This is a genomic window from Helicobacter pylori, from assembly GCF_006439795.1.
Lineage (GTDB): Bacteria > Campylobacterota > Campylobacteria > Campylobacterales > Helicobacteraceae > Helicobacter > Helicobacter pylori_CR.
Window position 1 is genome coordinate 1 of the sequence record NZ_VEYL01000010.1, and the last position, 13,174, is coordinate 13,174.

A 13,174-nucleotide genomic window follows, 5' to 3' on the forward strand; every position below is an offset into this window, starting at 1 on the left:
AACTTTTAGAAGAAGCCAAAGAGAGTCTTAAGGCTTATAAAGATTGCGTATCTCAAGCCAAAACTGAAGCTGAGAAAAAAGAATGCGAAAAATTGCTCACCCCTGAAGCGAGGAAACTCTTAGAAGAGGCTAAAGAGAGCGTTAAAGCTTATAAAGACTGCGTTTCAAGAGCTAGGAATGAAAAAGAGAAAAAAGAATGCGAAAAATTACTCACGCCTGAAGCGAAAAAACTTTTAGAGCAACAAGCGCTAGATTGTTTGAAAAACGCTAAAACCGAAACTGAGAAAAAAAGGTGTGTCAAAGATCTCCCCAAAGACTTGCAGAAAAAGGTTTTAGCTAAAGAGAGCGTTAAGGCTTATTTGGATTGCGTATCAAAAGCTAGGAATGAAAAAGAGAAAAAAGAATGCGAGAAATTACTCACCCCTGAAGCGAAAAAACTTTTAGAAGAAGCCAAAGAGAGTCTTAAAGCTTATAAAGACTGCCTCTCTCAAGCTAGAAATGAAGAAGAAAGGAGAGCTTGCGAGAAATTGCTCACCCCTGAAGCGAAAAAACTCTTAGAGCAAGAAGTTAAGAAGAGCGTTAAGGCTTATTTGGATTGCGTATCAAAAGCCAAAAACGAAGCTGAAAGAAAAGAATGCGAGAAATTGCTCACGCCTGAAGCGAGGAAATTTTTAGCGAAGCAAGTGCTAAGTTGTTTGGAAAAAGCTAGAAATGAAGAAGAAAGAAAAGCATGTCTTAAAAATCTCCCTAAAGACTTACAGGAAAATGTTTTAGCCAAAGAGAGCCTGAAAGCTTATAAAGACTGCCTCTCTCAAGCTAGAAATGAAGAAGAAAGAAAAGCTTGCGAAAAATTACTCACCCCTGAAGCGAAAAAACTCTTAGAGCAAGAAGTTAAGAAGAGCGTTAAGGCTTATTTGGACTGCGTTTCAAAAGCTAGGAATGAAAAAGAGAAACAAGAATGCGAAAAATTACTCACGCCTGAAGCGAGAAAATTCTTAGCGAAAGAACTCCAACAAAAAGATAAAGCGATCAAAGATTGCTTGAAAAACGCCGATCCTAACGACAGAGCGGCTATTATGAAGTGTTTGGATGGTTTGAGCGATGAAGAGAAGCTCAAATATCTGCAAGAAGCTAGAGAAAAGGCTGTCTTGGATTGTTTGAAAACGGCTAGGACCGATGAAGAAAAAAGGAAATGCCAAAACCTTTATAGCGATTTGATCCAAGAAATCCAAAATAAAAGGACACAAAATAAACAAAATCAATTGAGTAAAACAGAAAGATTGCATCAAGCAAGCGAGTGCTTGGATAACTTAGATGACCCTACCGATCAACAAGCCATAGAGCAATGTTTAGAGGGCTTGAGCGATAGTGAAAGGGCGCTAATTCTAGGAATTAAACGACAAGCTGATGAAGTGGATCTGATTTATAGCGATCTAAGAAACCGCAAAACTTTTGATAACATGGCAGCTAAAGGTTATCCATTGTTGCCAATGGATTTCAAAAATGGCGGCGATATTGCCACTATTAACGCCACTAATGTTGATGCGGACAAAATAGCTAGCGATAATCCTATTTATGCTTCCATAGAACCTGACATTACCAAGCAATACGAAACAGAAAAAACCATTAAGGATAAGAATTTAGAAGCTAAATTAGCTAAGGCTTTAGGTGGCAATAAAAAAGATGACGATAAAGAAAAAAGTAAAAAATCCACCGCAGAAGCTAAAACAGAAAGCAATAAGATAGACAAAGATGTCGCAGAAACTGCCAAGAATATCAGTGAAATCGCTCTTAAAAACAAAAAAGAAAAGAGTGGGGAATTTGTAGATGAAAATGGTAATCCCGTTGATGACAAAAAGAAAGCAGAAACACAAGATGAAACAAGCCCTGTCAAACAGGCCTTTATAGGCAAGAGTGATCCCACATTTGTTTTAGCGCAATACACCCCTATTGAAATCACTCTGACTTCTAAAGTAGATGCCACTCTCACAGGTATAGTGAGTGGGGTTGTAGCCAAAGATGTATGGAACATGAACGGCACTATGATCTTACTAGACAAAGGCACTAAGGTGTATGGGAATTATCAAAGCGTGAAAGGTGGCACACCCATTATGACACGCTTAATGATAGTCTTTACTAAAGCCATTACGCCTGATGGTGTGATAATACCTCTAGCAAACGCTCAAGCAGCAGGTATGTTGGGTGAAGCAGGGGTAGATGGCTATGTGAATAACCACTTTATGAAGCGCATAGGCTTTGCTGTGATAGCGAGCGTGGTTAATAGCTTCTTGCAAACTGCGCCTATCATAGCTCTAGATAAACTCATAGGTCTTGGCAAAGGCAGAAGTGAAAGGACACCTGAATTCAATTACGCTTTGGGTCAAGCTATCAATGGTAGTATGCAAAGTTCAGCTCAGATGTCTAATCAAATTCTAGGGCAACTGATGAATATCCCCCCAAGTTTTTACAAAAATGAGGGCGATAGCATTAAGATTCTCACAATGGACGATATTGATTTTAGTGGCGTGTATGATGTTAAAATCACCAATAAATCTGTGGTAGATGAAATTATCAAACAAAGCACCAAAACTTTGTCTAGAGAACATGAAGAAATCACCACAAGCCCCAAAGGTGGCAATTAATTCAAGAGAAAGGATAAAATATTATGTATGTTATTAAACTCGGTTCTTTACAAAATAAAAGACAAAACCAACAACAGGCTCTTCTAGAGGATATAGTGGCGAAAAAAAACCAAGCAAAAACAATGAAAGGAAACAGCAATGGAACTCGGTTTCAATGAAACAGAAAGACAAAAGATCTTAGATAGCAATAGCTCTCTTATGAGGAATGCAAATGAAGTAAGGGATAAGTTTATTCAAAATTACGCCATTTCTTTAAAAGACAGCAACGATCCGCAAGATTTTTTGAGAAGAGTTCAAGAGTTAAGAATCAATATGCAAAAGAATTTTATTAGTTTTGACGCTTATTACAACTATTTGAACAACCTTGTGTTAGCCAGTTACAATCGTTGCAAACAAGAAAAGACTTTTGCAGAAAGCACGATCAAAAATGAACTAACGCTTGGAGAGTTTGTTGCAGAAATTTCTGACAACTTCAATAATTTTATGTGTGATGAAGTGGCAAGAATTTCAGATCTAGTGGCTTCTTATCTGCCAAGAGAGTATTTACCGCCATTCATAGATGGCAATATGATGGGCGTGGCGTTTCAGATTCTAGGGATAGATGATTTTGGGAGAAAGCTCAATGAGATTGTCCAAGATATAGGGACTAAATATATTATTTTGAGCAAAAATAAGACTTATCTCACTTCTTTAGAAAGAGCTAAATTGATAACCCAATTAAAATTAAATTTGGAATAAGAACATGACTGAAGACAGATTGAGTGCAGAAGATAAAAAATTTCTAGAAGTAGAAAGAGCTTTAAAAGAAGCGGCATTAAATCCTCTAAGGCATGCTACTGAAGAACTTTTTGGTGATTTTTTAAAAATGGAAAATATCACTGAGATTTGTTACAATGGGAACAAGGTTGTATGGGTTTTAAAAAATAATGGCGAATGGCAACCATTTGATGTGAGAGACAAGAAAGCTTTTAGCCTGTCTCGTTTAATGCATTTTGCTCGGTGTTGTGCAAGTTTTAAGAAAAAAACAATAGACAACTATGAAAATCCTATTTTGAGCAGCAATTTAGCGAATGGTGAAAGGGTGCAGATTGTCCTTTCCCCTGTTACAGTTAATGATGAAACCATTTCCATATCTATAAGGATACCTAGCAAAACAACCTATCCTCATAGCTTCTTTGAAGAGCAGGGTTTTTATAATCTACTAAATAACAAAGAACAAGCGATCAGCGCGATTAAAGATGGTATTGCTATTGGTAAGAATGTGATTGTTTGTGGTGGCACAGGAAGCGGTAAAACGACTTATATCAAAAGCATCATGGAGTTTATCCCCAAAGAAGAAAGGATCATATCCATTGAAGACACCGAAGAGATTGTATTCAAACACCACAAGAACTACACGCAGCTTTTTTTTGGTGGGAATATCACCTCTGCTGATTGCTTAAAGTCATGTTTGAGAATGCGACCTGATAGAATCATTTTAGGAGAACTCAGAAGCAGTGAGGCATACGATTTTTATAATGTGCTTTGTAGCGGTCATAAAGGCACGCTAACCACTCTGCATGCAGGGAGCAGTGAAGAAGCGTTTATTCGTTTAGCCAACATGAGTTCATCTAATAGCGCAGCAAGGAATATCAAGTTTGAAAGTCTCATTGAGGGCTTTAAAGATTTGATTGATATGATTGTCCATATCAACCACCACAAACAGTGTGATGAATTTTATATCAAACATAGGTAGTAGGCACAATGGAAGACTTTTTGTATAACACCTTATACTTCATAGAGGATTATAAGTCGGTTGTTATTTTTAGTTTCATAGGGTTAATAGCGTTATTTTTTCTTTACAAATTCACAAAAGCTCAAAAAAAGGCTTTTAAAGATAAAGCTAACCAACCTCAAAAGAAAAAAAACTTTAAAGAAATCATTATAGAGGGGCTGAAAGAAAGGGTTAAAACCTTTGGCTTTTGGTTACAAGCTATACTATTACTATCCTATTCTTTTATCACATCGGGGTTATTTTTCTTAATTCTCTTAGGTAATTTTTATGATGATAATCGATCGCCTGAGAGTGATGATGATCTTTTTGATATATGGATCTATGCGATACAAGATTTTCCTAATTACTATTTTAAAGCGCTTGGTTTTAGTTCACTCAAGATTTATGGGTTCAATATATCCTTAGTCGTATATAGTTCTATTTTATGCTCTTATATCTTCATTACCTTTTTTGTGTGGTTCTTAAAATACTTAACTCGGACTAGAGACATAGGAGCGAATAAAAAAGTTGATGATCTCTTTGGGAGCGCGAGTTGGGAAACTGAAGAAAAGATGATCAAAGCCAAGCTCATCACACCCAATAATAAAAAACGCGCCTTTGACAAACGAGAGGTTATTGTAGGCAGGCGTGGTTTAGGGGATTTTATCGCTTACGCAGGACAGGCGTTCATTGGCTTGATTGCTCCTACTAGAAGCGGTAAAGGTGTGGGTTTCATCATGCCCAATATGATCAATTATCCTCAAAATATCGTTGTGTTTGACCCTAAGGCGGACACTATGGAAACTTGCGGAAAAATCAGAGAAAAACGCTTCAATCAAAAAGTGTTCATCTATGAACCTTTCTCCTTAAAAACACACCGATTTAATCCTTTCGCTTATGTGGATTTTGGTAATGATGTGGTTTTGACTGAAGACATACTCTCTCAAATTGACACACGCCTAAAAGGTCATGGGATGGTGGCTAGTGGGGGGGATTTTTCCACTCAAATCTTTGGATTGGCAAAGCTCGTGTTCCCTGAAAGACCTAATGAAAAAGATCCCTTTTTTAGCAATCAAGCGCGAAACCTTTTTGTCATCAATTGCAATATTTATAGGGATCTCATGTGGACTAAAAAGGGGCTTGAGTTTGTCAAAAGAAAAAAAATCATCATGCCTGAAACCCCCACGATGTTTTTCATAGGATCTATGGCAAGCGGTATCAACTTGATTGATGAAGACACAAACATGGAAAAAGTCGTGTCTTTAATGGAATTTTTTGGAGGTGAAGAAGATAAGAGTGGCGATAATATAAGAGTGCTTAGTCCTACCACTAGAAACATGTGGAATAACTTCAAGACAATGGGTGGCGCTAAAGAAACTTATAGCTCGGTTCAAGGGGTATATACTTCAGCCTTTGCGCCTTATAATAACGCTATGATTAGAAATTTCACGAGCGCTAATGATTTTGATTTCAGGCGCTTAAGGATCGATGAAGTGAGTATTGGTGTGATCGCTAATCCTAAAGAAAGCACTATTGTTGGACCGATATTAGAGCTGTTTTTCAACGTGATGATTTATAGCAATTTGATTCTACCAATCCATGATCCACAGTGCAAAAGAAGTTGCTTGATGCTCATGGACGAATTCACTTTATGTGGCTATTTAGAAACCTTTGTTAAAGCGGTAGGAATTATGGCAGAATACAACATGCGCCCCGCTTTTGTGTTTCAAAGTAAGGCGCAACTAGAGAATGACCCCCCACTTGGTTATGGCAGGAATGGCGCTAAGACTATTTTAGACAACCTTTCCTTGAATATGTATTATGGGATCAACAACGATAACTACTATGAACATTTTGAAAAACTTTCTAAGGTGTTAGGGAAATATACAAGACAAGATGTGAGCCGAAGCATTGACGACAATACAGGTAAGACCAACACTTCTATCAGCAACAAGGAGCGGTTTTTGATGACCCCTGATGAATTGATGACTATGGGCGATGAACTTATCATTTTAGAAAATACGCTCAAACCTATCAAGTGCCACAAGGCGCTTTATTATGATGATCCCTTCTTCACCGATGAGCTCATTAAGGTGAGTCCAAGTTTGAGCAAGAAATACAAATTGGGGAAAGTGCCTGATCAGACGACTTTTTATGATGATTTGCAAGCCGCTAAAACCAGAGGTGAATTGAGCTATGACAAGTCTTTAGTGCCTGTGGGTTCAAGCGAACTGTGATTTTAATTTCTAATCATTGATTTCGTTCTGGAAATCCTTCAAAATCAGATCAAACGCTTCTTTGTTAAAAAAATAATCTTTGTCTTGCATGAAGCGTTTGAGTTTTCCTATATCTTTAGTGAAATTTTCACTCATCAAAAGCTTGTGTGTTCTTTGATTTGCCAGCCATCGCTCTTATTGGATTGCTGCATGCGCTAGATTAAAATTCATCAATCCATTTTTACAGCACCTATGCCTAGAGAAAATGGCATGAATTGGAAGAATTCTTACGCTATATGTCTTTATAAGGAAAGCAAAAGCCTATTCCAAAAAATAAAAAGACAAAATATCTTAACAAAAAGAAGCAAAATATATTTTAGAAAAATTAAAAGATAATGATGTAAATGATATTATTATAAATTCATAAGATAGTAGAAGTGTATCACCAAGATTGCTTATAAAAATTACAAAGATTCAAAAATAGTTAGTATGCTCTACTCGTTGTAACGCACCTGCGAATAAATGCAACGAAACTTTTTCACATAAGCGCCATTAGGGTTGTGTTTCATTCCCCCATTGTAAGCGCCTATTGCCATTTCCACTAATTGATACACGCTTTTGTTGGGATATTTCTGTTTGTAGTAGTCAAAATTTTCTTTCAAAATTTGTTTGGCTAATTGAATCGCAAAACCCACATCATTGAGCAATTTGGTTTTGAGGAGCGTTTTAGAATAGGTAGGATAGAATTTTTTAGCGGTGTTCAAAGTGATATGAAACATGGAATAAGAAGTGTCTTTTAGGGAAATTTCGTGCTTGTTGTTCAACCCTAGAGAACTTTCTAGTAAAGCGATAGAAATGAGCGTTCTGCACATTATTTCATTGTCGCAGCCTTTTTGATGGATATGGATAAGATTTTCGTATTGCTTGAAACTGATGGTTATTTTTTGGCATGGATAGGCTAAGGAATTAAGAAGTAAAGCTAGACCAATCCATTTCCCAAACAAAACTTTAATTTACTTTGAATCTTTCAGTAACGCTTTTTGTAACTTTTGCTTGTCGTATTTGAGCTTGTCCTTTAATGGCAAAAGTAAAGTTTGAACGCTCTCATAACCACACAGCATTCCCTCTTTATAGGGGTCGTTTTTGATTTTTACATAGAGGTTAATGCCATTAGTATAACACAAGCCATTAGACTTGATATAGTAGCTCTTAATTTCTTCTTCTAAGCTCCTCAAGTCATTAGGGTTGATGGGCGATTTTTTGCTGTAAGAATTTTCACTGATCAAAGTCCCCTCATAGCTTCTTTTGATCGTGGTCTCCTTATCCACTAATAACCCATTATAGTTCTCTTTTTCTTTGACAACTCTCATTGTTTCATCAGAATTACTTGTTTGAGGAGAAACAGGCACTTCCACTACTCTAGGTTTCTTAGCGTTTTTCTTTTTCAACTCTGCTTCTAAAGCTTTTAGTTTCTTTTGATTTTCTAAGTCTTTGAGCTTGTATTTAGCCAATTCAGCCTCTTGTTTTTCTTTTTCTGCTAAGAGTTTCTTTTCCCTCTCTTCTTCATTGGCTATGAGTTGGGAGTTAGCGATTAGCTCTTCTATGAGCTTCTCTTTGCTGTTTTCAGGAGCGGTTTGAGTGGCATAAGGTGATGGTTGGGCCTCATTGGCGTTATTTGTCTCTTTTAGTCTATACAGGCTATAAGGAGCAATGATATTGGGTTTTTGAGTAACGCTATCGCTAGTGGGCATAGCGACCATCTCATCTCTTAGGGGCGAACACACTTCATCATCGGGTCTGCAGATCACATCGTTGGCATAGTTGAAATACGCGCGTTTTTGTTGTTCAAAAAGCTTGTTCTCATCAATTGCCGCTCCCTTGTCAAGCGTGTGGGAATTGGGATCGCTTCTTTTTGGCACTCTCAAAAAAGTCGCTTGGGCATAAGGCATGTTCTCATTGATTTTTAACACAAACTTAGCGTTTCGTTTGTTGAGCGCTTTTAGAATGTTGTAATACCCATTGACTTGTTCTAATGAACCTGTGATGATGATGAGATCCGCATAAGTCCCCATCGCTCTTGTTTTGATAATGGGATTTTCTATGGATAAGTAATTGTTATAATCCAATAGATCCATAGCGTAGAGATAGGTTTTGTCTTTCAAAGCGCTATTACCAAACCAATCCCCAAAGCTTTTATCATTCACGTTCAAGGTGTCGTATATATCAAAAAGCGCTTGAGTTTTTGTATCATCAACAGAGGCATATTGAGGTTTCTTATGATCAGGGATCTGTCGGCGCTGTTTAGCTTCTTTTTTGAGTCGTTTAGCTTCTTTCTTGGTCTCTTTAGTTTCTTTAGTGGCTTTAATAACCTTATCGGCTTCACTTATTTCTTTAGCATAAAGAGTGTTAGAGATTAGTAAGCCTATGAGCAATACAGCGGTTGCCAGTTTTCTAAACATTAGTTTCCTTTTTTTTCAGATTGATATAGAGACAAAATTCCCTTGCATTTAAGGTAAGTGATGTAGCTGTAAAAAACTCATTGGGAGTGAATTTTCTGTTAGGAAACCCTAAAAGAACTTTTTCTTCATCAGCCACATTCTTGTTGAAGCAATCATTCTCTGAGTCCTTGTAAATCTTATATAAGTTTTTTTTGAAAGTCTCTTCAAACAAATATTCAGTAGGATAGCTTATACGCCCTTTCATGTATAGTTTTTGGACTAACTCTAATATCCGATTAGGGCTGATTTTTAACAGAGAGATTGCCTTTTTTTGTAGGGTGCTCAAGTTGTAGCCTATAGACTCTTGAAAGTTGAGCCCTACCCCTTGATCCAATTTAGCCCTTAAAAACCCCCTATTGGACAAATTCTCATACTCTTTGTTGTTTTTAGCTTCTTTGATACTTTCTAGCGTTTCTGAAACGACCCCTTTAGATTTCAAACTTGTCTCTAATGCGTTAATGACATTCTCATCAATCTTTTCTTTGGGTTTGATGTTGAACTTATTTGAATCGTCAGTGTGTCTTGAAGCCATTTTTTGCATGATTTTTTTTTGTGCGTGTTCGCAGATAAAAATAGAGAATCCTATGATATTAGAAGTCTTTAGAGAAAAAGAATTTATAGGTCGCTTGTGTGGGTCATGCAGTGAGTAATAAACCACTAGAACACCTAAATTTTTGAAATTTTCTCTCATTCTTTCTTCAGTCAAAATCGTTGTTTTACCTCAATCTTTAGTCTCTTTAGCTTCAGTTGGTTCGTTGGTAACGCTTGTTGCTTGAGATTTTTGGGTTTCGTTATTGACAGTTGTTGCCGCTTTAGATTGTTTTTTGGACAATTTTTCAACTAATTTCACTAAGTTGATATTAGAAAAAGACAAAAAGATTCCTATTGCGACAAAGATTATCCCAATAATCCCCATAGCACCGCTCAAGACACAACATAAAACCCCTGCTCCAATGAGACCTAATGCATCATAACGCTTGTCAGTCAAACTGTTTTTGAAAAAATTTACAAAAGCGTTTGGTTTCTTTGTTTCATGGGTTGTTTCAGTTGTATTGATTGTGTCAGCCATAGTGTTACCTCCATTAAGGTATATTCTCAATTTGTTACTATGAAACAAATTCATGTTATTATAGCAAAAAATATGAAACCATCTCCCTATTGCTTGTTGCCATTATGCTGTTGTTTGTAGTCTAAAAAAGAGATGATTTGATAGAATGAAGCGTTTAAGTTAGATTGATTAAGCTTGCTCTTTTGTTTGACATTTTTAAGTTTAGCTTTGAGTTTAGCTCTTTTAGTCTTGTTCTTTACTTGCAATTCTTCAACTGCTATCCATTCAAATTGCTTTGAAAGTTCGCTTGTGATCTGGCTAGAAAAACAAGCTAAAGAATGGCTCAAATTGTAAAAGGATCTGACATGTTTAAAGATTTTTATCGCACCACCCTCTCTTTTTTAAAGCCTTTATTGCTTTTATTGGGTTTATTGTTGTCATTTTCACTTTGTATAGCTGATGAATATATTAGCATCAGTGATGATTGGGATGAAAGGGCGCGAAATCAGTGGGATGAAATTGCGCGAAATCATAAGACATATTATTTTGAAAATGGTTTAGACCATTTTAATCAAGGCCAATACAAACAAGCCTTTAAAGATTTTAAATTGGCCCAAAAATACAGCATTGGGCTTGGCAGCGTTTATTTAGCCAAAATGTATTTGGAGGGAAAGGGCGTGAAAGTGGATTACAAAAAAGCGCAATTCTATGCACAAAACGCTATCAAAGGGTATGGGAGCGGATTGTTAGGGGGCGCTCTTATTTTAGGACGCATGCAAGCGCAAGGCTTAGGGATGAAAAAGGATTTGAAACAAGCGCTTAAGACTTACAGGCATGTGGTTCGCATGTTTTCTAATAAAAGCACAAATTTTGCTAACAATTTTAGATTACCAAACCTTGCGGAATTCACTAGCATGCTTATTGGATCGCGATTCATTGATCTTTCAGGTTTGAGCGCAAATCCTATAAAATTTGGAAAGAAGTTTGGAATACTTGTTATGAAATCCACTCAAATCAAAGATAAGACACTTCTTTGGGAAGACATTGCTGAAATTTCAAGCAATATTATTTTACTCAAACAACAAATGGGGGAGATCCTTTATAGGATTGGGATCGCTTATAAAGAAGGGCTTGGCACTAGAAAGAAAAGGGACATGGCTAAAAAATTCTTGCAAAAATCCGCAGAATTTGGCTATGAAAAAGCCATGGAAGCTCTGTAGTTTTAGAAAATACACCTACCTAATCTTTACTATCACTTGGCTAAAATCAAATTCTTTGCTTTAATCTTAAAAAATGCCTTTAAGCTATTTTTTAAATTTTATGATCAATACCCTATTAGAACAAAACTAAAAAGCAAAGAAAATCAATTTTTCAACCACTCTTTTAAAAATAAGGTATTTTTGCCTTATTCTAAACTTTTAAGGTGGGATTATTGATTTGCTCATTGTTTTAGCATGAATAAGTGGTGATAAATTCAAAAGGATGGGGCTTGCTCTCCCATGGGAACACTTCAGCGTTGAATTTAAGAGACTGATAGGCCTGAATAAATTCTTCGCTAAAGACATGACCCTCTTTTAAATATTGCTTATCGGCTAGCATTTCTTCTAACGATCGCCTTAAAGTGTGGGGCATTTGTTTGATACCCTTTTCTCTGATTTCATCTAAAGTCAATTTGAAAAGGTTAATATCCATCGCTTCGCCGGGATCCATTTTGTTTTTAACGCCATCCATGCCCGCCATTAAAATAGCTGAAAAAGCCAAGTAGGGGTTTGATGAGCTGTCAGGAAACCTGAATTCAAACCTAGCACTATTTTTAGAAATCCCATAAGGGATGCGCACGCTCGCGCTCCTGTTATTAGCTGAATAGGTTAAAATAGACGGAGCTTCATAGCCAGGAATCAGGCGTTTGTAAGAATTGGTGGAAGCGTTAGTGAAAGCGGCTAACCCTCTAGCGTGGTGCAACACGCCCCCTAAAAAATGCAACGCCAACTCGCTCAAGCCCTTGTAAGTTTCGCCGCTAAAAAGGTTTTCGTTGTTTTTCCAAATACTCACATGGGTGTGCATCCCGCTCCCGTTATCCCCATATAAAGGTTTTGGCATGAAAGTGGCGGTTTTGCCGTTTAAATGAGCGACCATTTTAACCACGTATTTGAGTTTTTGGACATTGTCAGCCGCTTCCACTAAATCCCCAAATTTCACGCCCACTTCGCCTTGCGCTTGCGCGACTTCATGATGGACGACAAAAGTTTCTAGCCCCACTTGGTTTAAGACTTTCACAATTTCAGTGCGAATATCCATCATCGTATCCGTTGGCGGCACAGGCATATAGCCCCCTTGCTTGCCCGGTCTATGGCCAAAATTCACGCCATTTTCAAAACTTCTATCCCGATTCCATTCGCCCTCTTCGCTATCCACTTCGTAGTATTGGGAATTGGAAGCGTCTTTGATCTTAATGGAGTCAAAGATGAAAAATTCACTCTCCGCGCCAAAATAAGCCACATCGCCCAAACCTGAATCTCTTAAATGTTGTAAGGCTTTTTTAGCGATACTTCTAGGGCATTTTTCATAAGGCTGGTTTTTATACACATCATACACATCGCAAAACACGACCACGCTCACATCCGCACTAAAAGGATCAATGAAATAACGCACCAAATCGGGGGTTAAAATCATATCGGAGTGTTCAATGCCTTGCCAGCCTTTAAAACAACTCGCATCAAAAGGAATCCCCTCTTTAAACATGCCATGCGTTAAAGCCCCAAAAGAATAAGCGATGTGATTCCAAGTGCCTTTAATATCGCTGAATCTAAAATCCACAAATTCCACTTCATTTTCTTTGCAAAATTCAAAAAATTCTTTGATCTTGCTTTCACTATTTTGAGTTCTTACTATCATTAACCACCTTTAATTATTATGAATTGAGTTTGATTGATAGGGGTGATTATAGCATTTATGGGGTAAAAAAGTAAAATCTGTATCAAGTTTGATTAAGATGCATGCGGTAAAATCCGCTAAAT

The 13,174-nt window shown here is 37.1% G+C and carries 11 protein-coding genes and 1 pseudogene; 5 read left to right on the forward strand and 7 right to left on the reverse strand.

Annotation, left to right across the window (positions count from 1 at the left end; translation table 11 throughout):
• From cagY to cag5, 4 genes and pseudogenes are all read left to right on the forward strand, one after another.
• Positions 1–2,642: pseudogene (cagY, locus tag FIM66_RS05130) on the forward strand (type IV secretion system apparatus protein CagY); the annotation flags it as partial.
• Positions 2,643–2,780: 138 nt separating this feature from the next.
• On the forward strand, positions 2,781–3,380 hold the full coding sequence (gene cagZ, locus FIM66_RS05135; protein WP_140600151.1) for a cag pathogenicity island translocation protein CagZ: 600 nt from the start codon (positions 2,781–2,783) through the stop codon (positions 3,378–3,380).
• A gap of 4 nt (positions 3,381–3,384) precedes the next feature.
• Positions 3,385–4,377: a cag pathogenicity island type IV secretion system ATPase VirB11 gene (gene virB11, locus FIM66_RS05140; RefSeq protein ID WP_101006259.1), complete on the forward strand. Its 993-nt coding sequence runs from the start codon at positions 3,385–3,387 to the stop codon at positions 4,375–4,377.
• A gap of 8 nt (positions 4,378–4,385) precedes the next feature.
• On the forward strand, positions 4,386–6,632 hold the full coding sequence (cag5, locus tag FIM66_RS05145; RefSeq protein ID WP_140600152.1) for a VirD4 family type IV secretion system ATPase Cag5: 2,247 nt from the start codon (positions 4,386–4,388) through the stop codon (positions 6,630–6,632).
• A 9-nt stretch (positions 6,633–6,641) separates the two neighbouring features.
• On the opposite strand, the gene FIM66_RS08235 is transcribed toward cag5, so the two are convergent.
• From FIM66_RS08235 to FIM66_RS05170, 6 genes are all read right to left on the reverse strand, one after another.
• Positions 6,642–6,767 carry a hypothetical protein gene (locus tag FIM66_RS08235; protein WP_001293460.1) on the reverse strand — a complete coding sequence of 42 codons (126 nt, stop codon included), beginning with the start codon at positions 6,765–6,767 and terminating at the stop codon, positions 6,642–6,644.
• Positions 6,768–7,105: 338 nt separating this feature from the next.
• Entirely contained in the window at positions 7,106–7,615 is a 510-nt protein-coding gene (cag4, locus tag FIM66_RS05150) for a VirB1 family T4SS lytic transglycosylase Cag4 (RefSeq protein WP_140600153.1), read from the reverse strand.
• 9 nt (positions 7,616–7,624) lie between these two features.
• A complete protein-coding gene (gene cag3, locus FIM66_RS05155) occupies positions 7,625–9,070 on the reverse strand; it encodes a type IV secretion system outer membrane cap subunit Cag3 (protein WP_140600154.1) in 1,446 nt (481 codons plus the stop codon).
• A complete protein-coding gene (locus tag FIM66_RS05160; RefSeq protein WP_140528749.1) occupies positions 9,063–9,815 on the reverse strand; it encodes a hypothetical protein in 753 nt (250 codons plus the stop codon). Before FIM66_RS05160 ends, cag3 begins: the two co-directional genes overlap by 8 nt.
• A gap of 15 nt (positions 9,816–9,830) precedes the next feature.
• Positions 9,831–10,178, reverse strand: a complete 348-nt coding sequence (gene cag1 / locus FIM66_RS05165; protein WP_140600155.1) for a cag pathogenicity island protein Cag1 — start codon at positions 10,176–10,178, stop codon at positions 9,831–9,833.
• A gap of 86 nt (positions 10,179–10,264) precedes the next feature.
• Positions 10,265–10,504, reverse strand: coding sequence for a transposase (locus tag FIM66_RS05170; RefSeq protein WP_140548250.1), 240 nt, complete (start codon positions 10,502–10,504; stop codon positions 10,265–10,267).
• Between the two features lie 18 nt (positions 10,505–10,522).
• On the opposite strand from FIM66_RS05170, the gene FIM66_RS05175 reads away from it, so the two are divergent.
• Complete coding sequence (locus tag FIM66_RS05175; RefSeq protein WP_140600156.1) at positions 10,523–11,377, forward strand: SEL1-like repeat protein; 855 nt, start codon at positions 10,523–10,525, stop codon at positions 11,375–11,377.
• 229 nt (positions 11,378–11,606) lie between these two features.
• Here FIM66_RS05175 and glnA read toward each other — a convergent pair whose 3' ends face one another.
• A complete protein-coding gene (gene glnA, locus FIM66_RS05185) occupies positions 11,607–13,052 on the reverse strand; it encodes a type I glutamate--ammonia ligase (RefSeq protein ID WP_140548252.1) in 1,446 nt (481 codons plus the stop codon).
• Between the last annotated feature and the right edge of the window lie 122 nt (positions 13,053–13,174).

Excerpts from the sequence above, each read along its gene's own strand:
- FIM66_RS05175 (WP_140600156.1), top strand. The coding sequence starts at position 10,523 with ATGTTTAAAGATTTTTATCGCACCACCCTCTCTTTTTTAAAGCCTTTA.
- cag3 (WP_140600154.1), bottom strand. The coding sequence starts at position 9,070 with ATGTTTAGAAAACTGGCAACCGCTGTATTGCTCATAGGCTTACTAATC.
- glnA (WP_140548252.1), bottom strand. The coding sequence starts at position 13,052 with ATGATAGTAAGAACTCAAAATAGTGAAAGCAAGATCAAAGAATTTTTT.
- cag5 (WP_140600152.1), top strand. The coding sequence starts at position 4,386 with ATGGAAGACTTTTTGTATAACACCTTATACTTCATAGAGGATTATAAG.
- cag1 (WP_140600155.1), bottom strand. The coding sequence starts at position 10,178 with ATGGCTGACACAATCAATACAACTGAAACAACCCATGAAACAAAGAAA.
- cagZ (WP_140600151.1), top strand. The coding sequence starts at position 2,781 with ATGGAACTCGGTTTCAATGAAACAGAAAGACAAAAGATCTTAGATAGC.
- FIM66_RS08235 (WP_001293460.1), bottom strand. The coding sequence starts at position 6,767 with ATGAGTGAAAATTTCACTAAAGATATAGGAAAACTCAAACGCTTCATG.
- virB11 (WP_101006259.1), top strand. The coding sequence starts at position 3,385 with ATGACTGAAGACAGATTGAGTGCAGAAGATAAAAAATTTCTAGAAGTA.